The following is a 26864-nucleotide window of genomic DNA, read 5'->3' on the forward strand; positions in this document are numbered from 1 at the left end:
CCTTTTTTTCACTGAAACTCTGTGGCCCCCGGGGGGGCGGGTTGGGGGGGGCTGGTTGCGTTCGTGTCAGTGTTCCCCCCCCCCCCCCCCCCCCGGGGTGGGGGGGGGGGGCCGCTCGGGCGGGTGGTCTCAGCGGGTGACGAGCCGCGCGCCGACGGAGTCCGGTACCGGTGCGGCGGCCGGCTCGGGGTGGGCCATGAGGATGGACCGCTGGAGGCGGCCGAGCGCGGTCGACGGCTCCAGGCCGAGCTCCCGTACGAGGGTGGTGCGCAGCCGCTGGTAGACATTGAGGGCCTCGCCGCGCCGGCCGGAGCGGTGCAGGGCGAGCATGAACTGGCCGTGCAGGCTCTCGTGCATCGGGTACCGGTTGACCAGCACCGTCAGTTCGGAGAGCAGCTCGCGGTGGTGGCCGAGCCGCAGGTCCGCCTCGATCCGCTGGTCGAGGGCGCACAGCCGGGTCTCCTCCAGGCGCCTGACCTCGAGGGTGATCTGGCTGCCGGCCTGGACGTCGGCGAGCGCGGCCCCGGTCCACAGCGACAGGGCGTCGCGCAGCCGGCGGGCGGCTCCCGCGTAGTCCTCGGCGTCCATGGCCCGGTACCCGGCGCCCGCGCGCCGCTCCAGTTCCTGGAAGTCGAGGGTGCCGCCGCGGGTCTCCAGGCGGTATCCCCCGGGCAGGGTGACCAGGATGTCCTTGGCCTTGGTGGCGTGGTCGCCGCCCTGGAGCAGTGCCTCACCGATGAGTTCCCGCAGTTGCAGTATGTAGGTCTGCAGGGTGGTGCGGGCGCTGCGCGGGGGCTGCTCGTCCCAGAGCTCCTCGATCAGGGTCGGCACGGGGACGACGTGGTCGGCGTTGAGTGCGAGCAGCGCAAGGACCTGACGCGGCTTGGGGGCGGTCGGCGCGATCGAGATGCCGTGCTCCCGCACCGACAGCGGGCCCAGTACTTCGATGTCCATCTTTTCTCCCCAGTTCGGTGCATGCAGGTCAGCGCGTGCAGGGCCACCCACCTCGACTCCGGAGCGGGCATGCTGCGGTATCGGGGCCCATGCAATAAAAAAACAGCATGGTCGGTTTGTCAATCTGGAGCGGGTAATCTCTGCCCCATGCACCCCCACCTTCTGGAGAGACGCCGCTCAGCCGGCCTCGCCGAGCGCCGCCCCGCGGACCGCCGTCAGGCATCCGTCATTGCTGGTGGAAACGGATTCCGCGTCCCTCCAGCGCCCCGTTTCGGCGAACAGCAGCGGCACCGACGCCAGCTGGTAGCGGCCGTGTTCGAGCAGCAGGACTCCCCCGCGCCGCAGCAGCCGGCCCGCCACCTTCTCCATCGCACGGATCATCTGGAGACCGCCCTCACCAGCCCAAAGAGCAAGCGGTGGATCGTAGTTGAGCACCTCGGGGGCACTGGTGCGCAGCCCGATGGGAATGTAGGGCGGATTGCTGACGACAAGGTCGACGGTGCCGTCGAGCTCGGGGAACGCGTCGCGCGCGTCGCCCTGGACGATCCTCGCCCCGGTTCCTCGCGCGTTGCGAACGGCAACACGTGCCGCCGCCTCCGAGAGTTCTACGCCGTAGACCCTCGCCTCGGGGACGTGCCGGGCGATCGACACCGCCATGGTGCCGGGCCCGGCACACAGGTCGACCACCACGGGAGACGGATTTCCCCGCCGAATCAGACCGTGCAGTCTGTTTATTGCGTCCTCAACGATCTCGGCCGTCTCCGGCTTGGGCACGAACACCCCGGGGGCCAGGGCGAAGCGCTGCCCCATGAACCAGGCGTGCCCCATGATGCGTTCGGCGGGCTCCCGCGCGACGCGGCGCTCCACGTACGCCCAGAACTCCGCCGGGACCGGCCCCGCGCTCAGCGCGTCGAGTCCGGAGGGCTCCACCCGCAGCGCGTGGGCCGCCAGCAGACGGGCGTCCGTGCGGGCGGCCTCCTCGTCGACCCCGGCCGCGGCGATCCGTGCGGTGGCCTCGTCCAGGGCCGCGGCCAGCACGCCGGGTGCGGTGGCGTCCGTACGGACCTCGGCACTCACGAGGCCCTCCGCTGCCCCGCGCCGGCGTCGGTGCCGGTGCCCGTGCCCGTGCCGCCGGAGGCGATCCACTCGTCCTCCAGGCGGCAGGTCTCCGCGATGATCGTGTCGTACAGGCCGCGCAGGAACGCCGGCTCGATGCCGTGCTCCTCGGCGTACCGGGCCGCGCGGCCCTGCACGGCGGCGATGCGGTGCGGCTGCATCATCGCCACGCCGTTGACCCGCTTGTACTCGCCGATGCGCAGGCAGATCTCCAGGCGCTCGCGCACCGCGTCGAGCAGATCCGCGTCGACCGCGTCGAGACGCGCGCGCAGCGACTCGAGGTCCTCGGCCCCGTCCACGGGCCCGATGCGTAGGGACATGGCAACTCCTCTTGTTCCGCTTGTTTTTCCTCGTGCGATCACTCGTGCGATCAACCGCTCAAGGACTGGGAGACGAAGATGTTCGAGCACTGTGTGGTGGCCGGCGGCACGGGAGCGGTGGGGCGGATGTTCGCCGACCGGCTGACCGCGTCGGGGGCCGAGGTCCTGTGCGTCGACCCCGCGGCCACGGGCCCGGGCGCCGTGGCCGACGACATCCGCGCACCGGGCCCCGCCACCGCCCGCGCCCTGGCCGGCGCCGACCTGGTGCTGCTGGCCGTGCCGGAAGCGGTCGCCCTGGACGCGGTGCGCCCGGTGACCCGGCTGATGCGGACCGGAGCGCTCTTCGCGGACACCCTCTCCGTGAAGGAGGGCGTCGCACGGCGGCTGCGCGCCGAGGCGCCCGGTGTCCAGGCGGTGGGCCTCAACCCGATGTTCGCCCCGTCGCTGCCCCTGCCGGGCCGCCCCGTGGCGGCCGCCGTCGTCACCGACGGACCGGCCGTACGGGACCTGCTCGCGCTGATCGCGGACTGGGGCGGCCGGGTGGTGGAGACGACGCCGGACGAGCACGACCGGCAGACCGCCGCGCAGCAGGCGGCGACCCACGCCGCCGTCCTCGCCTTCGGTCTCGCCCTCGGTGAGCTGGGGGCGGACGTCGCCGCGCTGCGGGCCACGGCGCCGCCCCCGCACCGCACGCTGCTGGAGCTCCTCGCCCGCGTGGCGTCGGGCACCCCGGAGGTGTACTGGGACGTCCAGGCCGCGAACCCGTACGCCGAGGCCGCCCGGCAGGCCGTGGGCCGCGGCCTCGAGCGGCTGGGCCGGGCCGTGGCCGAGAACCGCCCGGAGGCCTTCGAGGCCCTCTTCGACGAGCTGCGGGCCACCCTCGGCGAGCGGAACCTGACCGAACTGGCCGACGCCTGCGCCGAGTCGTTCGCCCGGCCGCGCTGACGCCGGGGGCGGCCCCGGCCGCCTCCCCGGTGCGGTCACCGCACGCTGCCGGCCAGCAGCTCGCGGGCCCCGGCCGGGGCGGCGGCATGCGCCTGGCGCAGGGCGCGCAGCGTGGTGCGGGCCTTGAGGAGCATCTCCTGCACCTCGTCGTCCGGGTCGGACAGGGCGATGACCGCCCCGCCCACCCCGATCGTGGCGGCGTCCTCGGTGGCGACGATCGTCCGGATCACGATGCTGAGGTCGACCGCGCCGCTCAGGGCGAAATAGCCGAGCGCCCCCGAGTAGACGCCGCGCGCCCCGCCCTCGAGCCGGTCGATGAACTGCATGGTGCGCACCTTCGGCGCCCCGGTCATCGACCCGCCGGGGAACGCGGCCCGTACGGCGGCGGGCCGTGACACGCCGGGGGCCAGCCGCCCGCGCACGGTGCTGACCAGCTGGTGCACGGTCGCGTAGGACTCCACGTCGAACAGCTTGGGGACGTGGACGCTGCCGATCTCGCAGACCTGCCCGAGGTCGTTGCGGACGAGGTCCACGATCATCAGGTTCTCGGAGCGGTCCTTCTCCGCCGCGGCCAGTTCCCGGGAGATCGCGGCGTCCTCGGCCGGGGTGGCGCCGCGCGGCCGCGTGCCCTTGATCGGCTTCGACTCGGCGACACCCTCGGCGTCGATGCGCAGGAACCGCTCGGGCGAGGAGGACAGGACCGCGCCCTGCGGGAACTGCAGGTAGGCGGCGTAGGGGGCCGGGCTGATGGCCCGCAGCGCCCGGTAGGCGGTGAGCGGGTCGACGCGGCCCGGCACCCGCAGCAGGTTCGTCAGACAGACCTCGTAGGTCTCGCCGTCGCGGATGAGGCGCCGGCACTCCTCGACGAGCTCCCGGTACGCGGCGGGCTCGTGCCGGAACTCGACGTCCAGCGGGAGCAGTTCGTCCTCGGGCAGCAGGACGACGGGCGGGCCGGGGACGGTGGCGGCCAGGCTCGCGGCGGACTCGGCCAGCCAGCCCTGTGCCGCGCGAGCGCTCGAGGGACGCCGGGGGTCGCTCAGCGCGAGCAGCCAGGCCCGGTTGTCGGCGTGGTCGAGGGCCACCATGCGGTCCGCGAACAGGAAGGCCCCGTCGGGCAGTTCGGCCGCGTGGGCGCGGTCCCCGCCGGCGTCGGCCTTGGTCTCGTACCCGAGATAGCCGACGTATCCGAGGTTGAACTGGAAGGGCAGGTCCGGTGCGGCGGGGGTGCGGCGCGCGGACAGCTCGCGCTCCAGGTGCTCGAAGAGCGTGCCCGGGCTGTGCCGCTCCTGCCCGGCGCGGTCGCGTACGCGGACGAGGTGCTCGGCGACGTCGTACGTGAGGGTCTCGCCCAGGGGCCCCGTGGGGGCGCCGAGGAAGGTGAAGCGGGACAGGCCCGGGTCGACGCGGCTGCTGTCCAGCCAGAAGCGGGCCGGGGCGTCGCCGAAGAGCGCCTCGAACGCGGCGTCGGCGTCGGGGACCTCGGTCAGCTCCCGCACGTGCAGCCGCAGTCCGCCCGCCTCCCCCGCGACGAGCGGCGCCTCGACGACGGGGCGCACTCCGGGCACCTCGGTGGCGAACGGGGCGCGGCCCCGGGCCCGCAGGCTCAGGTCGCGGAAGTTGGCGAGCAGCCGGTGACCGTGCTCGCTGCTGATGGACTCCGGATGGAACTGCACGCCCCAGCGCGGTGCCTCGCGGTGCCGCACGGCCATCAGCAGCCCGTCGCGCGTCGCGGCGGTCGTCACCAGGTCGGCGGGCGGCCGGTGCACGGTGAGCGAGTGGTAGCGCACCACGCGCAGCGGCGAGGGCACGCCCTCGAACAGGCCGGTGCCGTCGTGCTCGATCAGGCTGGTCCGGCCGTGGACCGGTTCGGGGGCGTGGCCGACCTCGCCGCCGCCGAGCAGGCACAGCGCCTGGTGCCCGAGGCACACCCCGAGCAGCGGCAGGTCCCAGTCCTCGATGACGCGCCGGCTCAGGCCCAGGTCGGTGTCGGTGCCGGGGCGGCCGGGGCCCGGGGAGACGACGACGTTGTCGAAGTCGCGCGGGTCGAGCGCCGCGAAGGCCGCGTGGTCGTCGTTCTTGACGACGACGGGCGGGCGGGCGTTCACCTCGGCCAGCATCTGGAAGAGGTTGTAGGTGAACGAGTCGTAGTTGTCGATCAGCAGGGTTCGTACGGTGCGCACGACTGCCCCCTCGGTCTCAGGCTCGCCGTACGGTCAGCGGGAGGTTCCGCACACCGAACAGTCCGTCGCGGTGGTAGCGCAGAGGTGCGCCCTCGGTGACGCGCACGTCGGCGTAGCGGTCGAGCAGCGCCTCCAGCGCGATGCGGCCCTCCATGCGGGCGAGCGGGGCGCCGAGGCAGTAATGGATGCCGTGGCCGAACGCGATCTGCTGCCGGTTGTCCCGTGCGGGGTCGAAGCGCTCGGGGTCGGGGAAGAACCGCTCGTCGTGGTTGGCGGACAGGAGCGAGGGGACGACCATCCGCCCGGCCGGGATGCGGACCCCGGCGATCTCGGTGTCCTGGGTGGTGACCCGCGCCATGACGGTGATCGGCGGGCGCAGCCGCATGACCTCCTCGACGACGGCGGGGATCAGCGTGCGGTCGGCCCGGACGGCGGCCGCGACGTCGGGGTTCTCCTCCAGGCACAGCACCGTGTTGCCGAGCATCATGGACGTGGAGACGTGTCCGGCCATCAGCAGCAGGCCGCCGAACTCGACGATCTGGCGGTCGGTCAGCCGCTCGCCGTCGACCTCGGCGGCGACCAGCCGGGAGATCAGGTCGTCGCCCGGGTTCTTCCTGCGGTCCTCGACGTGGCCGAGAAGGTAGGCGTGCATCGCCTTCATCGGTTCCTTGACGAGCTTCTCGTAGTCCTCGCCCGCGTCGTCCCCGAACTGCATGTCCGCCGGGTCGTCGACCTGCATCGACAGCATCCGCTCGGACCAGGACCGGAACAGGGTGCGGTCCTCGGCCGGGACGCCAAGCAGTTCGGCGATCACGATGACCGGCAGCGGGTAGGCGAAGTCCCCGATCAGGTCGAAGGAGTCCCCCTCGATCCCGTCGAGGAGCTGCCCGGCGAGCTCCACGATGCGCGGCTCGAGCGCCGCGATGGTGCGCGGCGTGAACGCCGTGCTGACGAGCCGGCGCAGGGTGCGGTGCAGCGGCGGGTCGATCACCGAGAGGATCTCCTCGGTGAGCGCCTCCGAGTCGGGGCGCAGCCGGTGCAGTTCGGAGGAGAAGACCGCCGGGTCCGAGGAGACGGCGACCACGTCGGCGTACCGGTGGACGTGGAAGACGCCGTACTCGTCCTCGTGGACGGGGTGTTCGTCCCGCATCTGCCGCAGCCAGCCGAAGAGTCGGTGTCCGCCGTCCTCGACGGTCGGCCGGGGGGCGGGCAGGGTCTTCTGTGCCATCGAGGGGGTCTCCTTCGTGGGGGTGGCGGTCCGGGGCCGGTTCAGCGGCCGGCCGGGGTGGGGGCCGGCTGGAGCGCATACGGGTCGAGGGCGTCGGCGGGGTGGTGCTCGATCTGGATCCGGCTGCCGAGTCCGTGCTCGGCGGCCACCTGGAGGAACACCTCCATGGCCAGCGCGTCCTCGAGGGCGAAACCGGTGGAGTCGAACACGGTCAGCGCGCCGCGCTGCTCGCGGGCCGGACCCGGTTCGGCCGCCAGCAGGGTCAGCCCCGGTCCGGTCTGGTGCGGCGCGAGCCGCTGGCACTCCCCCTCGCGGTGGGCCTGCTCGGGGTGGTCGGCGGTGACGAACGCCCTGCGCAGCAGCGACAGGGGCAGTTCGGTCTTGCCGACGAGGTCGGCGCCGATCGCGTTGATGTGCAGGTGCTCGCGGTGCGGCCCGTCGGGCAGTACGGGACCCGCGCCGACGGCCACCGAGGTGGCCGTGGAGACGATGTCCGCCTCGGCGACGATCCGCGCGGGGTCGGCGATCTCCACGTCGAGGCCGGTGAAGGCCGCGCGGCGCGCGAAGCTCTCGCGGTGGGCGCGGTCGGTGTCCCACACGAGGACCCGCTCCAGCGGGAACTCCAGGGACAGGGCGTGGAGCTGGGTCACGGCCTGGGCGCCCGCGCCGACGAGGCCGAGCACCCGGCTGTCGGGCGCGGCAAGGAGCCGGCTGGCGACGGCCGCGGCGGCGCCGGTGCGGATCGCGGTGAGGAGCACGCCGTCCATGAGGGCGGTCAGCGCGCCGGTGCTGTCGTCGTAGCGGGCGACGGTGCCGATGATGGTGGGCAGTCCGAAGTGGTGGGGGTTGGCCGGGCTGTAGCCGACGGTCTTGAGGGTGATGCTGTCGCCCGGGTCGCGGTGCGGCATCCATTCGAAGATGCCCTGCACCGGCTCCGCGCGCTCGAACCCGTCGCGCAGCGGGGACAGTTCACGGGCGCCGCGTCCGACGTCGGCGAAGCCTTCGGCGAGCCGGTCGACGACCCGGCGCATGAGGGCGTCGCGTCCGACCGCGGTCACGACGTCCGCGATGTCGTCCCTGCTCAGGACCCAGGTCTCCATCGGGTTCTCCCATTTCTCGGCCGCGCTCGGCATGGCTTTCCCTCAGCCCGTACGTCCGCATCGTGGCCGGACGGGCTGACGTCGCCCTGATCGCCGCCTGACGCGCCGGGCCGCCGCGGCACGCGCGCATCAGCGCCGTGTCAACGCCCCTGCCGAGACTGGGCCGAACCCGAACGGCGGAAGGACGGACGATGCTGGACGGATGCGTTCCCTGGCCCGAGGACCTGGCCGCGCGCTATCGCGAGGCCGGTTACTGGCGGGGCGAGACGCTCGGTGCGCTGCTGCGGCGGTGGGCCGGCGAGTACGGCGACCGGGAGGCCCTGGTCGGCGCGGACGGACGGCGGCGCCTCACCTACCGGGCCCTGGACGCGTGGTGCGACCGGCTCGCCGCGGGCTTCGCGGCGCGCGGGGTGGCGCCCGGTGACCGGGTCCTGGTGCAGCTGCCGAACACCCCCGACTTCGTGGCGGTATGTTTCGCGCTGTTCCGCCTGGGCGCCCTCCCGGTGTTCGCGCTGCCCGCCTACCGCGACAACGAGATCCGGCACCTGGCCGAGCTGTCCGGGGCGAGCGCCTACGTCGTACCGGACAGCTTCAACGGCTTCGACCACCGCGCGCTGGCCGTCTCGGTCCGCGACGCGCTCCCCGCGATCACGCAGGTGTTCGTGGCGGGCGATCCGGGCGACCCGGACGCGGGCTGCGTCGCACTGGCAGACGTGGACGCCGACCCGGTGGAGCTGCCCGAACCGGACGCCTCGGACGTCGCGTTCTTCCTGCTGTCGGGCGGCACGACGGCGCTGCCGAAGCTGATCCCGCGCACCCACGACGACTACGCGTACCAGACGCGGATCACCGGGGAGATCTGCGGCCTCGACGCCGGCACGGTCTATCTCGCGGTGCTGCCCGTCGAGTTCAACTTCCCGTGGGGCTGCCCCGGCATCATCGGCACGCTGCGGGCCGGCGGGCGCGTCGTGTTCGCCGAGACGCCGCAGCCGCTGGCCTGCTTCCCGCTGATCGAGCGGGAGCGCGTCACCCTGACGTCGGTGATCCCGACCATCGTCCATCTGTGGCTGGACGCCGTCGAGGAGGGCCACGGGCACGACCTGTCCAGTCTGGAGGTCCTCCAGGTGGGCAGCGCCAAGCTGCACGACGAGCTGGCGGAGCGGATCGAGCCGCTCCTCGGGGTGCGGCTCCAGCAGGTGTTCGGCATGGCCGAGGGCCTGCTGACGTTCACCCGGTACGACGACCCGCGCGAGACGATTCTGACGACGCAGGGCCGCCCCGTCTCCCCCGCCGACGAGATCCGCGTCGTCGACGCGGACGGCGCGGACGTCCCGGACGGCGCGATCGGCGAACTGCTCACCCGCGGCCCGTACACGCTGCGCGGCTACTACCGGGCACCGGAGCACAACGCCACCGCGTTCACCGAGGACGGCTTCTACCGCAGCGGTGATCTGGTGCGGCGCACGCCCGGCGGCGAGATCGTGATCGAGGGCCGGGTCAAGGACGTCGTGATCCGCGGCGGCGACAAGGTCTCGGCCACCGAGGTCGAGGGCCACCTCGCGGCCCACCCTGACGTGCAGCAGGCGGCGGTCGTGGCGATGCCCGATCCGGTGCTGGGCGAGAAGGTGTGCGCGTACGTGATCGCGGCGCCGGGCCGGCCGGCCCCGCGGCTGCCGGTGCTGCGCGAACTGCTGCGCTCGCGCGGCCTGGCGGCGTACAAGCTGCCCGACCGCGTCGAGATCGTCGACTCCTTCCCGCTGACCGGCCTGAACAAGGTCGACAAGAAGGTGCTGCGGGCGCGGATCGCCGACAAGCTGGAGCGGCTCGCGAAGGCGGCGGCGTGAGCGCCGTGGCGCTGGCGGGCGGCACCCACCGGGTGCCGTTCGCCCGCCGCGGCAGCGTCCTCGGCGAGGCCGATCTCGCGGCCCTGGCCGAACTGGTGCGGGCCGAGGGGACGCTGACGTCCGGGGTGTGGCGCGACCGCTTCGAGGAGCGCTTCCGCGAGCGGATCGGCGCCCGGCACGCCCTGACCGTGACCAGCGGGACGGTGGCCCTGGAGCTGGCCACCCGGCTGCTCGACCTCGCCCCGGGCGACGAGGTGATCGCGACCCCGCAGACCTTCCAGGCCACGATCCAGCCGCTGCTCGACCACGACGTGCGCGTGCGGTTCTGCGATGTGGACCCCGACACCCTGAACATGGACCCGGACGTCCTGGAGACGCTGGTCACGGACCGCACCCGGGCGATCTTCCTGGTCCACTACGGCGGCAACCCGGCCGACATGGACCGGATCATGGCGATCGCCCGGCGGCACGGGGCGATCGTCGTGGAGGACAGCGCGCACGGCATCGGCACCCTGTACAAGGGCCGCCATCCTGGCGCGCTCGCCGACATCGGCTGCTTCAGCTTCCACTCGACGAAGAACATCACCACGCTCGGCGAGGGCGGCATGATCACCCTGGCCCGTGACGAGTGGGCGGAGCGGGTGCTGCGCATCCGCGACAACGAGGTGGACGGCGTGTTCACCCCGCGCACGGACGCGGGCGAGGAGCGTCCCGCGCTGCTGCCGTGGATGAAGTTCGCCGACTCGGTGTACCGGCACACGGCGGTCGGCATCCGCGGAGCGGGCACCAACGCCACGATGTCGGAGGCGGCGGCCGCGGTCGGCATGGTGCAACTGGACTCGCTGGACCGTTTCGTGGACCGGCGCCGCTGGATCGCGGGCCGCCTCGACGAGGCGCTCTCCGCGTTCCCCGGGGTGCGGCTGCACCGGGCCGCCCCGGACAGCCGGCACTCGTATCACCTGTACACGTTCTTCCTGACGGCCGGCCGCGAGGTGCGCGAACACTTCGTACGGGCCGTCGACCTGCTCGGCGTGGAGATCCAGCTGCGCTACTTCCCGCTCCATCTGTCGCCGGAGTGGCGGCTGCGCGGTCACGGCGCGGGCGAGTGTCCGCAGGCCGAACGGGTCTGGTTCGAGGAGCACATGAACCTGCCGTGCCACCCGGGGCTCACGGACGACCAGGTCGACCACCTGGTGACGGCGGTGACCCGGGCGATGCGCGAGGCCTACGAGAAGGCGGGCGCGAAGGCGCATCTGGCCCGCACGGCGTGACCGCACTCCCCACCTGACGAGAGACCGGACAAGCGAAAGGCCCGTACATGCCCTTCATCGACGTCAAGATCTACGACCGCCGGCTGACCCCGGAGACGGAACGGGCCCTGATCGAGCGGCTGACCCAGGCGACGGTGGACGTCTTCGGCGAGGACGTGCGCGAGCAGACCTGGATCGCGCTGACGGGTGTCCCGCCGCAGCGCTGGGGCATCGCGGGGAAGCCGGGCGCCTGACGGCGCTCGCCCGCACACGGCAGGACACGAGACCGGGCCCGGGGCGCGATGCCCGGGCCCCTCTGCCCCCCCCCACACACACCACCCCTCCCCCTCCCGGCCAGCTGGTCCTACAGCCCGCGGCCCCGGTCCTGTGTGCGGTGCGGCTATCCGGCGGCCGCCGGAGCCTCCGCCGCTGCGGGCGCCTGCTCCTGCGTGGCGGCGGCCCGGTCGGCGAGGTGCAGCAGAGTGCCGGCGAGGAGGCCGCCCGCGAACACGGCGGCGGCGCCGATGAGCTGACTGGTGCTCACCGCGTCCCCGAACGCGTCGTGGACCTGCCGGACGAGGCCCGGGTCGTCACCGGCGTCCGCGAGGGCCACGGCCAGCGACCCGGAGGCGCCGATCCCGGCCGGGAGCAGCGCCGCGAACCGGGAGCCGAGCACGGCACCGAGCACGGCGACGCCGAGCCCGCCGCCGAACTCGGTCAGCGTGCCCTGGACGCCCGCGCCGACACCGGCCTTGGCCGGCGGGATCGACGACATGATCGAGACGGCCATGGCGGGCATGGCGAGCGCGATGCCGCAGCCCATCAGGACGAGGCCGACGAGCATGCCGCTGTAGTTCGCGTCGGAGCCCGAGCCGAGCACGGCGACCGCCGCGAGACCGGCCGCGAGGAGCGTCATCCCGAGCGCGATGGAGCGTGCCGCGCCGAGCTTGGCGAGGAGCTTGGCTCCGATGCCCGCGAGGTTGAGGCAGACGATGGTCAGGGCGAGCGGCGCGGTGCGCAGCCCGGCCTGCAGGGCGTCGTAGCCGAGGACGAGCTGGAGGTGCTGGGTCAGCAGGAACAGCGAGCCGGCCATGCCGAGGGCCACGAGCAGGCCGCCCGCGATCGCCCCGTTGAAGCGGCGGCTGCGGAAGAAGCTCATGTCCAGCATCGGGTGCGGCACCCGCAGTTCCCAGCGCACGAAGACGAACAGGGCGATCACGCCGATGCCGGCCGGCACCAGGACGCGGGCGGAGCCCCAGCCGTGCTCGGGCCCGGAGATGATCGCGTAGACGACGCCCACCATGCCGAGCGTGGACAGCACCGCGCCGACGAGGTCGGGCCGGTCGCCCTGCGGGTTCTTGGTCTCGGGCACGAGACGGGCGACGGCCACCAGGCCGAACAGGGCGACGGGGATGTTGATGAGGAAGATGGATCCCCACCAGAAGTGGTCGAGCAGGACGCCGCCGAGCAGCGGTCCCGCGGCGAAGCCGAGCGAACTGACGGCGCCCCACAGGCCGATGGCCTTGGGCCGCTCGTCGTCCTCGAAGACCTGCATGATCACGGCGAGGGTGGTGGTGGCGAGCAGGGCGCCGCCGATGCCCATGCCGGCGCGGGCGGCGATGAGCTGCCCGGAGGACTGGGCCAGGGCGGCGGCGCCGGATCCGAGGCCGAACAGGACGAGTCCGGTCATGAGCATCAGCTTGCGGCCGTAGCGGTCGGCGAAGCTGCCCGCGGTGAGCAGGAGTCCGGACTGCACGAGCGCGTAGGCGTTGACCATCCACTGGACGTCGGCGGTGGTCGCGCCCAGGTCCTCGGTGAGCACCGGGATGGCGACGTTGAGGACGGTGTTGTCGAGCAGGACGACGAGTTGGGCCAGGCAGATCACCCCCAGGATGACCCAGCGCCGCGGATCGCGTTGTGCCGTTGTCTCCGGCTGGGTGCTGTGCAAGGAAGTTCCTCCTGGGGGGTGGGGGCCCACAGGTCGTCTCACGGGCCCGGAGTGTTCGGTTGCGACCGGGCGCGGGGGCCCGGTGTCCTGGGCCGGCCGGGCGTCAGGGCTCCCTGCCCTGGTGCCCGATCCGGGTGGCGTTCCCGGCGCGTGGGCCGTGCACGCCCTCCGCTCTGAGGGTGTCGAGCGTGGCCGGCGCGGCGAGTCTGGGCAGCAGCAACTGCCAGAAGCGGGTGAGGGTGCGGTACGAGAGCCAGGTGGCGTCCCGCGCTCCGAGCACCTCGAAGCCCACAGTCGCGGCGACGACGGCGAGCATCACGTCCTGCGCGGGCACGCTCTCGGTGAGCGTGCCGTCGCCGTCGGCGCGCTTGAGAACGCCCTCGACCCAGCGGCGCCATTCGACCCGCAGGTCGCGCTCGCCGGCGTAGGACTGGTCGCTGCTCAGGCAGAAACCGGCCCGCAGGACGACGTCCTCGCGCAGCCCGCGGGCCAGGTCGTGGGTGGCGTCCACGAGGCACTGCAGGGCGTTGGGGTCCTCCGTGCCGCGCTGCGTGACCTGGTCGAGGCGCCGCTCGGCCGCCTCTTCGACGGCGTCGGCGAGTGCGGCCTTGCTGGCGAAGTGGAAGTGCAGCGCTCCGTTGCTCACCCCGGCCCTGCTGCTGATGGTGGTGAGGGAGGCGACGCTGAAGCCTTCGCAATCGAAGACCTCGGCGGCGGAGTTGACCAGTGCCTCGCGTGTGCGCAGGGCACGTTCTTGTTTTGCCATGACGGTGCTCCGTTACTGCGGCGGGTTGCCGTGCTTGCGGGACGGCAGGTCGGCGTGCTTGGTGCGGAGCATCGCCAGGGACTTGATGAGGACCTCGCGGGTCTCGGCGGGGTCGATGACGTCGTCGACCAGTCCGCGTTCGGCCGCGTAGTAGGGGTGCATGAGCTCGGACTTGTACTCCTTGACCATGCGGGCCCGCATGGCCTCGGGGTCCTCGGCGTCCGCGATCTGCCGGCGGAAGATCACGTTGGCCGCGCCCTCCGCGCCCATCACCGCGATCTCGTTCGTCGGCCAGGCATACGTGAGATCGGCGCCGATCGACTGCGACTCCATGACGATGTACGCGCCGCCGTACGCCTTCCTGAGGATGAGGGAGACCCTCGGCACGGTCGCGTTGCAGTAGGCGAAGAGGAGTTTGGCTCCGTGCCGGATGATTCCGCCGTGCTCCTGGTCGACACCGGGCAGGAAGCCCGGGACGTCGAGCAGGGTCACCAGGGGAATGTTGAAGGCATCGCACATCTGGACGAACCGGGCCGCCTTCTCGCTGGCCTGGATGTCGAGCACGCCCGCGATGGTCTGGGGCTGGTTGGCGACGATGCCGACGACCTGGCCGTCGAGGCGGGCCAGGGCGCAGATGATGTTGCGGGCCCAGCGCTCGTGGATCTCGAGGTAGTCGCCGTCGTCGACGAGTTCCTCGATGACCTTGGTCATGTCGTAGGGGCGGTTGCCGTCGGCCGGGACGAGGTCGAGGAGGACCTCGGAGCGGCGGTCGGCGGGGTCGTCGGAGGCGACCGTCGGGGGGTTCTCGCGGTTGTTCTGCGGGAGCATCGACAGGAGGTAGCGCACCTCGGCGATGCAGGTCTCCTCGTCGTCGTAGGCGAAGTGGGAGACGCCGGAGGTCTCGGCGTGCACGTCCGCGCCGCCGAGCCCGTTCTGGGTGATCTCCTCGCCGGTGACCGCCTTGACCACGTCCGGGCCGGTGATGAACATCTGCGAGGTCTCACGGACCATGAACACGAAGTCCGTCAGCGCCGGGCTGTAGGCCGCGCCACCCGCGCACGGGCCGAGCATCACGCTGATCTGCGGGATGACACCCGAAGCCTTCGTGTTGCGCTGGAAGATGCCGCCGTAGCCGGCGAGCGCGCTCACGCCCTCCTGGATACGGGCGCCCGCGCCGTCGTTCAGGGAGACCAGCGGGGCACCGGCCGCGATGGCCATGTCCATGATCTTGTGGATCTTCGTCGCGTGGGCCTCGCCCAGCGCACCGCCGAAGATCCGGAAGTCGTGCGCGTACACGAACACCGTACGGCCCTCGACCGTGCCCCAGCCGGTGATCACACCGTCCGTGAACGGCTTCTTCGCCTCAAGGCCGAACCCGACCGCGCGGTGCCGGCGCAACTGCTCGACCTCGTTGAACGAACCCTCGTCCAGCAGCAGCGCGATCCGCTCCCGCGCCGTCAGCTTCCCCTTGGCGTGCTGCGCCTCGGTCGCCTTCTCGCTCGGGCCGGCCAGAGCCTGCTCACGGATCGCGTGCAGCTCCGCCACACGCCCACGCGCGTCGGCGGGCTCGTCGGCAAGCCGCTCGAGGGCAGTCGTCATGTGAGGTCCCTCCCTGGGACAAGGCCGAGGAGGTCCCCGCCTCGGGTCTGCGTATTTGACATTAACAAACCGCTCAGGCGGTTTGGAGATCTGTGCTCGAGAGCCGCTCGAGACGCGAGGATTCAGCGCCAGCTGCCGGGCGCGAAATAGCCCGCGGGCTGCCGCCACCAGCGGGAACCGGCGCGAACAGCGTGGGTTTCCGCCGGCCGGTGAACCCGACCGAAGGACAGCAACACCGCAGTCAGCGCGGCGAGTTCGTCCTCGTTCGCCCGTCCGCGCTCGATGCGGAGCAAGGTTTCTCCATCCGTCATGAACCAACGCCTCCTCGTTTCCGGACCGTCAGCCCACGGTCGGCCGGAGCACTTGAAGGTGGCTTTGGCTTCGCTCGAGGACCGCCACACCCCCGCCCCAACCGACGTTCCCGACAAAAAGCCGCAGGTCAGAGCCAGAAAAGGGAGAACACCGAACATCTCGACCGAGTAAACGGACCCCGATCTTCCAGATCTCGCACACCCGAGGTCGCCGAGAAACCTAGAAATGAAACCGGCTGGTCTGTATCTTCCTGGCTCGGCGAGACACCAACATCTGGCCCAAGCGCACAGGGGGAAACATGTCTGTCACCACGTTCCGCGCCGACAAATCCACGATCGACACCCTCACCCCTGCCCAAGACGCGGCGAACAGCCCGGGTGCGGCTCCTTCCCGCACGGCATCGGCCCCGACGCCGACCCCCGTGCCCAAGGAACTCGTCCACCGGGCCCAGGTCTGCGAGGTACTGCTCACCGACTGGAGCCGGCTGGACGACAGCCGCTTCACGGTGACGGGCCGCTGGATGCTCGACCACCGCATGTTCACGAGCATCCAGGGCCGGCACGACCCTCTGATCGCTGCCGAAACCTTCCGTCAGGCCGCGATCCTGCTCGCCCACGCCGAGTTCAACGTCCCGCTCGACCATCACTTCCTGATGTGGGACCTCTCCGTCGATGTCCGGCCCGAGCACCTGTACACCGGCGACGGCACCGCCGCCGTGGAGATCGAGATGACCTGTCACGACGTCACATGGCGGCGCGGTTCGGCCTCCTCGATCCGGTACACCGCCGTGTTCCGGCGCGACGGGCAGACGGTTGCGACCGCGGGCGGCACCTGCACCTGCGCCGCGCCCGCGGTCTACCGCCGGCTGCGCGGGGAGCGGGTCAGCGCTCCGTGCGGGCCGCTGCCGCTGGTCGCTCCGACGGCGCCTCAGCACGTGGGACGGACCTCCCCCATGGATGTCGTCCTCTCCCCCACCGGCGAGCCGCACCAGTGGCTGCTGCGCGCCGACACCCGCCACCCGGTGCTCTTCGACCACGAGGTGGACCACGTGCCCGGCATGGTGCTGCTCGAGGCCGCCCGCCAGTGCATGGTCGCGACCCTCGGACACGACGTCTTCCTGAAGGCGATGAACAGCGAGTTCAAGCGCTACGTCGAAATGGACGCGCCCTGTCTCCTGGAGGTCGTCCGCGTTCCGGCGGCCGACGGCCAGGAAGCGGTCCGGGTCACCGGACGCCAGGGCGAGGACGTCGTGTTCTCGGCCTCGGTGGCCGCGGTGCGGCTGAGGGGGAGAGATGTGTCCGCGAGCACGTTCCACGCAGAACGCCCGATCAGCCCGATACCGAGCGCGCAGTTCGCCGCAGCCCAACCGGCCGGCCGCGCGGCGACGGGCAGTTTCCAGTACCCGTCACTGACGACGACCGTCCCCAAGGAGTTCGTCCACCGCGCCAGCATCGCCGAGGTGCTGCTGACGAACTGGGAACGCCGCGACGACCGCCGCTTCACGGTGGCAGCCCAGTGGCCGCGCACGCACAGCTTCTTCACCAGCGTGCAGAACTGCCACGACCCGCTCATGGTCGCAGAGACGTTTCGCCAGGCAGGCGTGCTCCTTGCCCACACCGAGCTCGGTGTGCCCCTTGGACATCAGCTCCTCGTCCGGGACCTCGGCGTGCACGTACAGCCGGAGCATCTGGGCATCGGCGACGTGCCCGCATCCGTGGAGCTCGAGATGACCTGCTCGAACGTCAAGCAGCGCGGCCGAGTCCTGGCCGAGTGCCGGTACGACGCCGTGATCCGCCGCGACGGCGACTTCGTGGGAACCGCGTACGGCACTGTCAGCTGCATGGCTCCCACCACCTACAAGCGGGTGCGCTCGCTGCACGGCCCCGAGGAGGGACGGCCGCCGCTCGCACTGACCGCCCCGGTGGCACCCCAGCTCGTCGGGCGTTCCTCTCCCAAGGACGTGGTGCTCTCCCCCGCGGAGCAGCCGGACCAGTGGCGCCTGCGGGCCGACCGGTCGCACCCCATCCTCTTCGACCACCCCCTCGACCACGTGCCCGGCATGCTGCTGCTCGAAGCGGCCCGCCAGAGCGCATCGGCCACCCTCGGACACGCCTCGCTGCCCCTACGTGTCGAGAGCGAGTTCGAACGCTACGTCGAACTCGACGCGCCGTGTCTGATCGAGACCAGCCGGCCGCGCGGCGTCGGCCCGGCCGGCGAGGAGACCGTCGTGGTGACAGCCCGCCAGGCGGGGGAAGTCGGCTTCCGCTGCACAGTGACCCTCGACACCTCAGCGCTCTGACCGTCCGAAAGCGTCTGGCGGATCCGGCGGCGGCCGGACACGGCCGCCGGTCCGCCCCCTTCGCAGCCCTGTCCCGTCGTTCCCGGAAACCTCGGATGCGATCGGCCGTCCGCTGTATGGACCCAGGGGTACGCGAAGCCTGTAAGATACAAACTGGACGGTTTTTTACTGAGCCCTTCGGGCTCGTCGACTTGCATGACGGTGGAGGCCGAAGTGTCGAAACAGGACCGGGCCATCCGCACCCGGCGGACCATCCTTCAGGCAGCCGCGAAGGTCTTCGAGGAACACGGCTATCAAGCCGCGACCATCAGCGAGATCCTCTCCGAGGCGGGCGTGACCAAGGGTGCGCTGTACTTCCATTTCCAGTCCAAGGAGCATCTCGCCCAGGGCGTACTTACCGAACAGAAGTACGCGTTCGAAGTCCCCGAGCGGGCCAGCAAGATGCAGGAACTCGTGGACGCCACGATGCTGCACGCCTACCGGTTGCAGACCGATCCCATGGTGCGCGCCAGCGTCCGGCTCGCCATGGACCAGAGGCAGGCCAGCCTCGACCGCAGCGGCCCCTTCCTGGCGTGGAGCGGGACGGCCCTGGACCTGCTGGAGAAGGCCCAGGCTCAGGGGGAGCTGCTGCCGCAGGTGGTCCCCGCCGACACGGCGGACGTGTTCGTGGGGGCCTTCGCCGGCGTCCAGGCCATGTCGCACGCCCTCAACGACTACAACGATCTGCTGATCCGAGTCAGCAACCTGCTGCGACACCTGCTGCCCAGCGTGGCACAGCCCTCGGTGGTGGCCGCCCTGCACATGTCCGCCTCCCGGGGAGAGGCGGTCTACAAGGAGGCCGAAGCACTGGCAGAGGAACCCGACATGCTGGCGACGGCAGCCGACTGAGGCGGTCCCGGAGACCTCCGGGACCCGGGCACATCACAAATAGGGGGGATGGGGCATGGGGGCACTGTCCGGGAAGACGGCGCTCGTCACCGGCGCCGGCCGGGGCATCGGCAGGGGGATCGCCCGTGAGCTGGCGCGGGAAGGCGCTCTGGTCGCGGTCCACTACGGGCGCAACGAGGACGCGGCACACGAGACGCTCGGGCTGATCGCCCAGGAGGGCGGTCGGGCGTTCCCCGTCCGGGCCGAGCTGGGCGTGCCAGGGGACGTCGAGGAGTTGTACGCGCAGCTGGAGGACGGTCTGGTGCGCCAGGACGCCGGGTGCGAGTTGGACATCCTCGTCAACAACGCGGGGATCAGCGGCTCGGCGCGCATCCACGAGGTGACGCCCGAACTGTACGACCGGCTCTTCGCCGTGAACACCAGGTCGCTGCTCTTCCTCGTCCAGCGAGGTCTGAAGAACCTTCGCGACGGGGGCCGCATCATCAACATCTCCTCGGCCGCCGCCCGGATCGCCTATCCCGAGTCTGTCGTGTACTCGATGACGAAGGGGGCGCTGAACACCTTCACCCTGGCGCTGGCCAAGGAGCTCGCCCCGCGCGGCATCACGGTGAACGCGGTCGCCCCGGGCTTCGTGGAGACCGACATGAACGCCGCGAAGCGGGCCACTCCCGAGGCCGCGGCGCACCTCGCCGCCTCGTCGGTCTTCAACCGGATCGGCCGGCCTGCCGACATCGCCGACATCGTGACGTTCCTGGCGTCCGACGCGTCCCGCTGGGTCACCGGCCAGATTCTGGACGCGAGCGGGGGCTCCCGGCTCTGACGGCCTCCCCGTCCGGCAGCCCGCGCCCCACCGATCCACCGTGTCCCGCACGGATCCCATAACAAACCGGACGACAGGTATGCACTCGGCGCCGTGCCGAGTCCCTGCCCGGACAGCCGCGGCCAGGAGGGCCCAGGATGAACGCGACTGCGCACCCCACCAAGCCCCCGGCCTCGAAGGACACCCCGGACGTCGTCCTCGTGGTGGGCGGCACAGGATTCATCGGCAGTGCCGTCCTCGGAGCACTCGCTCGCCACCCCGCCCCCCGCGACGGCGCGCCCGGCCTACGGGCCTTGTGCCGCAGACCCCCACAGGCGGGCGGGGTTTCGGGTGTGCGGTACATACCGGGCGACCTCACCGACCCCGCCAGTTTGCGAGGGATCTGCTCGGGCGTCACGACGGTGGTCCACGCCGCGAGTTACGTCGGCCGCGACCCCCGGCAGTGCCGGACGGTCAACCACACAGGGACCCGGGCCCTGCTCGACGAGGCCCGCCGACAAGGGGTCCGGCGCTTCCTCTACGTCAGCACCGCGTCCGTCTACGGCTCCGGTCCCCACCGCGGCGTCCGCGAAGGGCAGCTCGACCCGTCGCCCACCTCCGCTGCCAGCGCCTCGCGCCTGCTCGCCGAGGAGGACGTCCGAGCAGCGGGCGGCACGGTCCTGCGCCCCCCGCTCGTCTACGGCGTCGGAGACCGCTGGTTCGTCCCCGCCCTCGCCCAGCTGCTGCGCCGGGTCCCGTCCTGGCCCGACGGCCCCTGCGCCCGCACGTCCGTCATAGCCGTCGACGACCTCGCCCGGATCACGGCCGCCCTGGTCCACCAGCCCCGGACAGCCGACGGGTCGTACCACGTGGCCGATCCCCGGCCTCTGCCCTGGGGCGACCTGCTGGCCCGGCTGCGCACCCTGCTGCGCCTTCCGCAGACGCCACCGATCCCCCTGACCGAGCACCGCTCACTGGTACGGAATCTCCTGCCGGCCCTGTCCGACCACCAGTACGCGCTGCTCACCGAGGACCACTGGTACGACACCGACCGGATCTGGCGCAGCACAGGACTACCCGCGGGCCCCGGCTTCGGGGAACGCTTCGCCGCCTGCTCCGCCTGGTACGCACGGCAGTTGCAGTGCACGAGCGCATGATGCGGCACCATGGCGGCCCTGGACCGGCCCGGCCGCGGGCAGTTCGGCGAGGTCGGTCGCGGCCCGGCGCAGGATCGCAGTGATGACCGGAGCGAGCCAGGCCCGCTCGTCGCCGCTGACCGCCGAGACCGCACCCCTGCCCAGGTACTGGCCGGCCCGCCTTTGGTGATGTCGCCAGCGCCCAGCGGGCCCTGGCCGAGGAACTACAGCGCGCCGATTTCCCTGCACGACCTGGCCTGGCCGGCCAGGCCAGGTCAGCGCGCGGACCTGACACGCCGCTTCACTGCCGAGACCGGCATGCCCCCTTCCAACGGCTGCTCCAGCAGCGGCTGTTGCGGGCCCGCGAACTGCTGGCGACCACCGATCTCACCGTCGGCTCAGGTGGCCGGCCGCAGCGGCTCGGCTCCGGCGAGTCGCTCCGCCGGCATCTGAGCCGCCACAGCGGCACGACCCCGGCCACCTACCGCGGCGCCTTCCCGCACCGCCCGCGCGAGCACTGGTCGATGACCGTGCTCACTGTCCCGGTCCCGGGATCGGGAGAGTGATGCCGAGTGCGCGCATCGCTGAGGACGGCGGACCGCCCTCGGAGCGCTCGGTCTTGCAGCCCTTCGCGCTGGGCGCGAGCGTGCGCGGGTCGACGGCCTCGGCGGGCGCGCCCGTCGCGTACAGGCCGTCGGGGTCGGCGTCCCGGTCGTGGGGCAAGAGCCAGAAGACGCGGCGCCGGAACGTGCCCGAGGAACGGGAGGACCTGGTCGCGGGGCCGAGGACGGCGTAGCCGACCATGCGTCCGTCACGGTGGTAGGCGGGCTTGCCGCGCCGGCTGGGGACCCGGTCCAGGCTCTGGCGTACGTAGTCGAGGGAGCTGACGTCCTCGAGCCAGACCAGCTCCTGCTCGTGGCTGATCTCGTCCTCGGTGATCAGAGAGCTCATGCGCGGTCCTCACAGACCGTGAGGGCCAGACCCGGGTAGTACTTGCGCTGGTTGGAGCGGATCATCGCGCGGGACGACGTCAGCCCGATCACCTCACGAGCCCTGGTGGCGAAGGCGCGGGAGGAGACGGGCAGCACGCCCTCGTGCCCGCACCACTGCCGGTAGGCGACGTAGAGGCCTGCCTGTTCCGCCCTCGACGCGGGGTCCAGGGCGCAGGACTCGCTCAGGAAGCGTCCGGTGTGGTCCTCGGTGTCCGCGTACGCGGTGGTGGCGATGCGGACGCGTTCTGGCCCGGTGAGGTCCTTCTCCCCGCCCAAGTAGCGGCGCGCCCCGTCGATCAACCAGCCCAGGATCCCCGGCCCTTCCTCGGTGACGAGGATGTCCGCAAGATTGTCGATCCTCCGCTCGTCGGAGACGACCCGCTCGAACGGGATGAGCCGCATACGGCGCCAGAACGCGAACCCGCCCGTCCCCACCTCGGGGCGGTGGTTGCCCACCAGCCAGAGCTTGTGGGTGGGCTGGAAGCTGAAGAAGTCCTGCCGCATCCGCCGCGCCTTGATCCGGTCCCCTCCTGTCAGCAGCTTCACCCGTGCCTCATCGAACCGGTCGCCCGGTTTGATTTCATGACAGACGACAATCCTGCGGCCGTGGAGCTCGGCCAGATCCGTGGGGTGACCGTCATAGGGGCGGGACATGAGGAAGCCGGGCGGCGCCGCGTCCGCGTAGTCCCCCATCAGCTTCATCACCACGTCGAGGAGCACGGACTTGCCGTTCTTGCCGGCACCGAACAGGAACGGGAGCACCTGGCCGCCGACGTCACCGGTGACGGAGTAGCCCAGCATCAGCTGGAGGAAGTCGATCATCTCGCGGCCCTCGGCGTCGTCGCCGAAGGTGTCGCCGAGGAAGCGGTCCCACAGCGGCGTCGGCACGGATGCCGGGGCCACCTGCGTCGAGCGGGAGTGGAAGTCGTGGTCCGGGTCGGGCGTACGGACCACGCCGGTGCGCAGGTCGACGATGCCGCCGGGCGTGCACAGGGCGTACGGATCACCGTCCAGCTGGGCGGCGTTGAGCACCATGCCGGGTGCGGTCCTGGCCTGGGCGAGCATGGCGTTCATGCCGATGGTGCTCAGGGCCCGGCGCCGGTGCTCGTGCAGTTCCTGCGCGGTGAACCGACCGCGCGGATCATGGTCGGCTAATGCCTCCGCGAGATCTCCCGCCGCCCATAACACCGTGTCGTCCTGATCCGCGTGCCAGCGGCCGCCGTTCCAGCGGTACCAGCCGAGTTCCGGCACGTACCGGAACTCGCGCGCATGGGTCCTCACGAACAGTTTCGCGCTGCCGCGGTCGGTCAGCGTCTCGGGGAGCCTCGCGTCGCGTTCGGCCACGTCGATCAGTGCGTGGTGCCCGTTGCTCATACCTGACCCGCGGCAGTAACAGCGTGATCAGACGCCATGTGCACCCCCCGTGCAACGATCAAATACCCAACGGCTCGGACACATTAGCGAAGCAGAAGAAACGCAGGTGTCCGATGGGGAAAGCTTGACGATGCGGTGGGCGACATCGCGACAGTCGCTGCCGCACGCGCGCCGGCCGTCGGGCAGGTGGCTTCCCGCCGCCCCGCTCCCCCACAAAGGTGCAGGTCAGCGGTGTGAAGACACCCGCTCTCAGCGACCGAAGCGACTCAGACCGTATAGATGTACCGCGCACGCTCACACCTGGGAGTACCGGTCACGCCCCCGGTCACACCTTCGGTCGCTGTCGGCCCATGATCCCCGAAATGGCCTCTGACCTGCGCTTTCATCCGCGCAAGACCACAACCACCGGCATATGCAGCGACTCAAGCGACTCTGTACCGAGGTTGTAGCCACGGCGTACGCGCGATCCGCGCACGCCTGCTCAGAGCGGCAGCTGCGTCCCGATCTCGCGCATGGCGGCCGACGGCGGTCCGCCCTCCGAACGCTCGGTCTTGTACCCCTTGACGCGGGGCGCGATGGTCCCGGGATCGACGGCTTCTGCGGGCGCGCCGGTGGCGTAGAGGCCCTCGGGGTCGGTGTCGCGGTCGTGCGGGAGCAGCCAGAAGACGCGGCGGCGGAAGGTGCCCGAGGAACGGGAGGCCTTGGCCTTGGGGCCGAGGACGGCGTAGCCGACCATGCGTCCGTCGCGGTGGTAGGCGGGCTTGCCTCGCCGGCTGGAGAGCCGGTCCAGGCTCTGACGTACGTAGTCGAGGGAGCTGACGTCCTCGAGCCAGACCAGCTCCTGCTCGTGGCTGATCTCGTCCTCGGTGATCAGGGAGCTCATGCGGTGGCTTCCCTCTCCTCGTCAGTGAGCAGTCCGATGCCCGGGTAGTACTTGCGCTGGTTGGACAGGATCATCTCCTTGGGCGAGGCGAGTCCGGCCAGTTCGCGGGCGCGCGCCGCGAACGCGCGAGAGGACATGGCGGGCGCACCCTCATTGTGGCACCACGTCTTGTACGCGGCGTAGAGTCCCGCCTGCTCGGCGCGGAGTTCGGGAGCCAGGCTGCAGCACTCCTCGAAGAAGCGTCCGGTGTGGTCCTCGGTCTCGGCGTACGCGGTCGTCGCGATCCGGACGCGTTCGGGCCCGGTGAGGTCCTTCTCCCCGCCCAGGTAGCGGCGCGCCCCGTCGATCAACCAGCCGAGAATTCCCGGCCCTTCCTCGGTGACGAGGATGTCCGCGAGGTTGTCGATCTTCCGCTCGTCGGAGACGACGCGTTCGAACGGGATGAGCCGCATGCGGCGCCAGAACGCGAAGCCGCCGGTGCCGACCTCGGGGCGGTGGTTGCCGAGCAGCCAGAGCTTGTGGGTGGGCTGGAAGCTGAAGAAGTCCTGCCGCATCCGCCGCGCCTTGATCCGGTCACCGCCGGTGAGGAGCTTGACGCGGGCCTCGTCGAACTTGTCGCCGTGCTTGACCTCGCTGCACACGATGACGCGGCGTCCGTGCAGCTCGGCGAGGTCGGTGGGGTGGCCCTCGTAGGGGCGGGACATGAGGAAGCCGGGCGGGGCGGCGTCCGCGTAGTCGCCGAGCAGCTTCATGAGGACGTCGAGGAGGACGGACTTGCCGTTCTTGCCCGCGCCGAACAGGAACGGGAGCACCTGGCCGCCGACGTCACCGGTGACGGAGTAGCCCAGCATCAGCTGGAGAAAGTCGATCATCTCGCGGCCCTCGGCGTCGTCGCCGAAGGTGTCGCTGAGGAACCGGTTCCAGCGCGGAGGGTTGCCGTGGTGCGGGCCGACGCTCGTGGAGCGGGAGTGGAAGTCCTTGTCCGGGTCGGGCGTCTTGATCAGCCCGGTGCGCAGGTCGACGATGCCGTCCGGGGTGCACAGGGCATACGGGTCGGCGTCGAGGCGGGCGGCGTTGAGCACGATGCCGGGCGCCGACTTGGCCTGGGTGAGCATCGCGTTGATGCCGGTCGTGGACAGGGCGCGGCGGCGGTGCTGCTGCAGCGCGCTGGTCGTGAACACGCCGCGGGCGTCGTGCGTGGCGATGTTCTCCGCCAGGTCGCCGGCGGCCCACAGGACGGTGTCGTCCTCGTCGATCTGCCAGCGGGTCGTGTCCCAGCGGTACCAGCCGATGCCCGGGACGTGCCGGTAGTCGTTGGCGTAGAGCTTGACGAACAGCTTGGCGTTGCCGCGGTCGGTGAGGGTGTCGGGCAGCAGCCCCGCGGCGGTCGCCTCGGTGCTCGCGGTGGGGGAACCATCGGCCTGGGCGGGCAGGGGCACGCCTCCCTGGTTGCGGATCTGGGCGGCCACGGCTGCGGGGTCGAAGTCGAAGAGGGTCTCGTTGCCGGGAGACGTCACGGGCGTCCTCCAGCGGCGTAGAGGGGCTTCAGGAGGCCTGCGGCGAGGCCGCTGGCAATGATCTGCTCGGAGCGCCTGTCCTGCCCTGGACGGGCCGCTGAGGCCGTTTCCCGCAGGGCCCGTTCGGCTTCCTCGCGGGACAGCCGTCCGGCCGCGACGAGACCGCCCAGGGTGAAGGCGGCGCGGTTGAGGACGTCGGAGAAGCCGGCGCCCTCGGAGACCTGGCCGCAGGCGGCGACCGGGGCCAGCACCGAGGTGAGCGTGTTGCCCGTGCGGGCGCGCCCTCCCCCGGCGGCGAGCACGGCCTGCTGCGCCCGCGGCGGTACGGGCCGGGGTGCGGGGATGTTGGCAGCGGGCAGGTGGCCGGTGCGCTCGAGCTCCTGGGCGAGCCACAGCGGCAGCGCCGCGGGCTCCCTGGTCTCCCCGACCGCGGTGTACGTGCCCGCGTGCGTGGTGGTGCCCGGAGCGATGATGTAGCCCCCGTGGGCACGGACGTCGACCTGCCAGGCGAGCGCGCGCCCGGTGCTGGAGCCGGTGGAGCACTGCCAGCGCCGGTTGTCCTCGGCCCGGTACCAGACGTGCAGGCCGCCGGAGGGCGTGCGCACGCGCAGGGTGCCGGTGTCCTCGGCCGGGCTCTGGTGGCCCCGCAGAGCGGCGAGCACGCCCAGCGAGTGGAAACCGGTCGCCAGGCCGGTCAGGTCCACGTGGTCGGCGATCGGGATGCCCGGCAGGACCCGGTCCCGGCTCGGGGCGGGCGCCGGATGGGCGTCGATGTCGATCACGACCAGGCCGGCCGGACCGCAGGCGACGCCGACCCCGAAGTCAGGATGCTGCGTCCACCACTGCTGGATGCGGCGCTGATCGAGCGTGGCGGCGTGGAACCCGTGGCACCAGCGACCCAGCGGCAGGCAAGCGCAGTCCGCGGGCGCGTGGGCGGAGTTCCGGCAGTTCTCGCAGTTGCCCGCGGGGGTCTTGCGTCCGGGGGCCAGCGGATGGACCGGCCAGCCCCGGCGGGCGCACCAGCGGGCAGTGGCCCACGGCAGCTCGGAAACTGAGGGATCAGAGACGAACCGGCGTGAGTCGCTGCGAGGAGAACGCAGCTCAGAAGGCATCCACATCCCCTATCAGCGACCGAAGCGACTCAACGACGGACACAGACTAGCGAACGTGGCCGGTCAGGCCGTGGAGCACAGGCAAAGAGCCGTCCTCGGCCGTGTCGGTGGGCCCGTTTCCGCCCCGTCTCCGCACCGTCAGCGACTGAAGAAACACGCGCAGCGACTGAAGCTCTTCGGTCGCTGTTTCAGTCGCTCCGAAAAACCGCAGGTCACAGCCCTGGAAAAACCCAAAAACTGGGGGGGGGGGTGTGCGCGAGGCTGGTTGGTTTAGAGCGCGCGCGCACGCGAGAGAGAGAGAA

At 71.6% G+C, this 26864-nt stretch carries 24 protein-coding genes; 9 read left to right on the forward strand and 15 right to left on the reverse strand.

Going from position 1 to position 26864, the window contains the following annotated elements:
* Nucleotides 1-129: 129 nt before the first annotated feature.
* From ACFW9D_RS00260 to ACFW9D_RS00270, 3 genes are all read right to left on the reverse strand, one after another.
* Complete coding sequence (locus ACFW9D_RS00260; RefSeq protein WP_188341874.1) at nt 130-954, reverse strand: AfsR/SARP family transcriptional regulator; 825 nt, start codon at nt 952-954, stop codon at nt 130-132.
* 177 nt (nt 955-1131) lie between these two features.
* Complete coding sequence (locus ACFW9D_RS00265; RefSeq protein WP_384616372.1) at nt 1132-2031, reverse strand: N5-glutamine methyltransferase family protein; 900 nt, start codon at nt 2029-2031, stop codon at nt 1132-1134.
* The gene (locus ACFW9D_RS00270; RefSeq protein ID WP_384616374.1) at nt 2028-2390 is read right to left on the reverse strand and encodes a chorismate mutase family protein; all 363 of its coding nucleotides are present in this window, start codon (nt 2388-2390) and stop codon (nt 2028-2030) included. The genes ACFW9D_RS00265 and ACFW9D_RS00270 overlap by 4 nt, the downstream gene beginning before the upstream one ends.
* Before the next feature lie 78 nt (nt 2391-2468).
* Between ACFW9D_RS00270 and ACFW9D_RS00275 the strand changes: the two genes are divergently transcribed.
* The gene (locus tag ACFW9D_RS00275) at nt 2469-3335 is read left to right on the forward strand and encodes a prephenate dehydrogenase/arogenate dehydrogenase family protein (protein WP_384616375.1); all 867 of its coding nucleotides are present in this window, start codon (nt 2469-2471) and stop codon (nt 3333-3335) included.
* Between the two features lie 35 nt (nt 3336-3370).
* Here ACFW9D_RS00275 and pabB read toward each other — a convergent pair whose 3' ends face one another.
* Genes pabB through ACFW9D_RS00290 form a run of 3 tightly spaced genes read right to left on the reverse strand, consistent with a single transcriptional unit; the run spans nt 3371 to nt 7876 of the window.
* A complete protein-coding gene (pabB, locus tag ACFW9D_RS00280) occupies nt 3371-5515 on the reverse strand; it encodes an aminodeoxychorismate synthase component I (RefSeq protein ID WP_384616377.1) in 2145 nt (714 codons plus the stop codon).
* Nucleotides 5516-5531: 16 nt separating this feature from the next.
* Nucleotides 5532-6743 carry a cytochrome P450 gene (locus ACFW9D_RS00285; RefSeq protein ID WP_384616379.1) on the reverse strand — a complete coding sequence of 404 codons (1212 nt, stop codon included), beginning with the start codon at nt 6741-6743 and terminating at the stop codon, nt 5532-5534.
* A gap of 41 nt (nt 6744-6784) precedes the next feature.
* Nucleotides 6785-7876 carry an ornithine cyclodeaminase family protein gene (locus ACFW9D_RS00290; protein WP_384616380.1) on the reverse strand — a complete coding sequence of 364 codons (1092 nt, stop codon included), beginning with the start codon at nt 7874-7876 and terminating at the stop codon, nt 6785-6787.
* A gap of 158 nt (nt 7877-8034) precedes the next feature.
* Between ACFW9D_RS00290 and ACFW9D_RS00295 the strand changes: the two genes are divergently transcribed.
* From ACFW9D_RS00295 to ACFW9D_RS00305, 3 genes are read left to right on the forward strand one after another with little or no spacing between them, the layout of a single operon-like run.
* Complete coding sequence (locus ACFW9D_RS00295; protein ID WP_384616382.1) at nt 8035-9687, forward strand: (2,3-dihydroxybenzoyl)adenylate synthase; 1653 nt, start codon at nt 8035-8037, stop codon at nt 9685-9687.
* On the forward strand, nt 9684-10958 hold the full coding sequence (locus ACFW9D_RS00300) for a DegT/DnrJ/EryC1/StrS aminotransferase family protein (protein WP_223206485.1): 1275 nt from the start codon (nt 9684-9686) through the stop codon (nt 10956-10958). The genes ACFW9D_RS00295 and ACFW9D_RS00300 overlap by 4 nt, the downstream gene beginning before the upstream one ends.
* Before the next feature lie 47 nt (nt 10959-11005).
* The gene (locus tag ACFW9D_RS00305; protein ID WP_188341867.1) at nt 11006-11191 is read left to right on the forward strand and encodes a 4-oxalocrotonate tautomerase family protein; all 186 of its coding nucleotides are present in this window, start codon (nt 11006-11008) and stop codon (nt 11189-11191) included.
* 146 nt (nt 11192-11337) lie between these two features.
* Here the strand turns inward: ACFW9D_RS00305 and ACFW9D_RS00310 are convergent, their stop codons facing one another.
* The 4 genes from ACFW9D_RS00310 to ACFW9D_RS00325 all read right to left on the reverse strand — a co-directional run bounded on the left by ACFW9D_RS00310 (nt 11338) and on the right by ACFW9D_RS00325 (nt 15561).
* Nucleotides 11338-12885, reverse strand: a complete 1548-nt coding sequence (locus ACFW9D_RS00310) for an MFS transporter (protein ID WP_384616384.1) — start codon at nt 12883-12885, stop codon at nt 11338-11340.
* A gap of 103 nt (nt 12886-12988) precedes the next feature.
* Nucleotides 12989-13651 carry a ScbR family autoregulator-binding transcription factor gene (locus ACFW9D_RS00315; RefSeq protein WP_384616386.1) on the reverse strand — a complete coding sequence of 221 codons (663 nt, stop codon included), beginning with the start codon at nt 13649-13651 and terminating at the stop codon, nt 12989-12991.
* A gap of 12 nt (nt 13652-13663) precedes the next feature.
* Nucleotides 13664-15250 (reverse strand): acyl-CoA carboxylase subunit beta, encoded by a 1587-nt coding sequence (locus tag ACFW9D_RS00320; protein ID WP_384616388.1) that lies wholly within the window; start codon nt 15248-15250, stop codon nt 13664-13666.
* 122 nt (nt 15251-15372) lie between these two features.
* Entirely contained in the window at nt 15373-15561 is a 189-nt protein-coding gene (locus ACFW9D_RS00325; RefSeq protein ID WP_384616390.1) for an acyl-CoA carboxylase subunit epsilon, read from the reverse strand.
* Nucleotides 15562-15860: 299 nt separating this feature from the next.
* Here ACFW9D_RS00325 and ACFW9D_RS00330 point away from each other — a divergent pair, with 299 nt between their 5' ends.
* The 5 genes from ACFW9D_RS00330 (at nt 15861) to ACFW9D_RS00350 (ending at nt 21250) form a co-directional block, all read left to right on the forward strand.
* Nucleotides 15861-17861, forward strand: a complete 2001-nt coding sequence (locus tag ACFW9D_RS00330) for a ScbA/BarX family gamma-butyrolactone biosynthesis protein (protein ID WP_384616392.1) — start codon at nt 15861-15863, stop codon at nt 17859-17861.
* Between the two features lie 213 nt (nt 17862-18074).
* Nucleotides 18075-18749, forward strand: a complete 675-nt coding sequence (locus ACFW9D_RS00335) for a ScbR family autoregulator-binding transcription factor (RefSeq protein WP_384616394.1) — start codon at nt 18075-18077, stop codon at nt 18747-18749.
* Nucleotides 18750-18804: 55 nt separating this feature from the next.
* Nucleotides 18805-19569 carry an SDR family oxidoreductase gene (locus ACFW9D_RS00340; protein ID WP_384616395.1) on the forward strand — a complete coding sequence of 255 codons (765 nt, stop codon included), beginning with the start codon at nt 18805-18807 and terminating at the stop codon, nt 19567-19569.
* Nucleotides 19570-19706: 137 nt separating this feature from the next.
* Entirely contained in the window at nt 19707-20705 is a 999-nt protein-coding gene (locus ACFW9D_RS00345) for an NAD-dependent epimerase/dehydratase family protein (RefSeq protein ID WP_384616396.1), read from the forward strand.
* A gap of 332 nt (nt 20706-21037) precedes the next feature.
* On the forward strand, nt 21038-21250 hold the full coding sequence (locus ACFW9D_RS00350; RefSeq protein ID WP_384616397.1) for a hypothetical protein: 213 nt from the start codon (nt 21038-21040) through the stop codon (nt 21248-21250).
* Here the strand turns inward: ACFW9D_RS00350 and ACFW9D_RS00355 are convergent.
* The 5 genes from ACFW9D_RS00355 to ACFW9D_RS00375 all read right to left on the reverse strand — a co-directional run bounded on the left by ACFW9D_RS00355 (nt 21219) and on the right by ACFW9D_RS00375 (nt 26562).
* A complete protein-coding gene (locus ACFW9D_RS00355; protein WP_384616398.1) occupies nt 21219-21635 on the reverse strand; it encodes a DUF6009 family protein in 417 nt (138 codons plus the stop codon). The genes ACFW9D_RS00350 and ACFW9D_RS00355 overlap by 32 nt on opposite strands.
* Nucleotides 21632-23050, reverse strand: a complete 1419-nt coding sequence (locus ACFW9D_RS00360) for a phage/plasmid primase, P4 family (protein ID WP_384616400.1) — start codon at nt 23048-23050, stop codon at nt 21632-21634. Before ACFW9D_RS00360 ends, ACFW9D_RS00355 begins: the two co-directional genes overlap by 4 nt.
* A gap of 481 nt (nt 23051-23531) precedes the next feature.
* Nucleotides 23532-23933 (reverse strand): DUF6009 family protein, encoded by a 402-nt coding sequence (locus tag ACFW9D_RS00365; RefSeq protein WP_188341859.1) that lies wholly within the window; start codon nt 23931-23933, stop codon nt 23532-23534.
* The gene (locus tag ACFW9D_RS00370; RefSeq protein ID WP_188341858.1) at nt 23930-25450 is read right to left on the reverse strand and encodes a phage/plasmid primase, P4 family; all 1521 of its coding nucleotides are present in this window, start codon (nt 25448-25450) and stop codon (nt 23930-23932) included. The genes ACFW9D_RS00365 and ACFW9D_RS00370 overlap by 4 nt, the downstream gene beginning before the upstream one ends.
* Complete coding sequence (locus ACFW9D_RS00375; protein WP_188341857.1) at nt 25447-26562, reverse strand: bifunctional DNA primase/polymerase; 1116 nt, start codon at nt 26560-26562, stop codon at nt 25447-25449. The genes ACFW9D_RS00370 and ACFW9D_RS00375 overlap by 4 nt, the downstream gene beginning before the upstream one ends.
* Between the last annotated feature and the right edge of the window lie 302 nt (nt 26563-26864).

Origin of the sequence: Streptomyces sp. NPDC059524 (assembly GCF_042749255.1) — a bacterium.
GTDB lineage: Bacteria > Actinomycetota > Actinomycetes > Streptomycetales > Streptomycetaceae > Streptomyces > Streptomyces xanthii.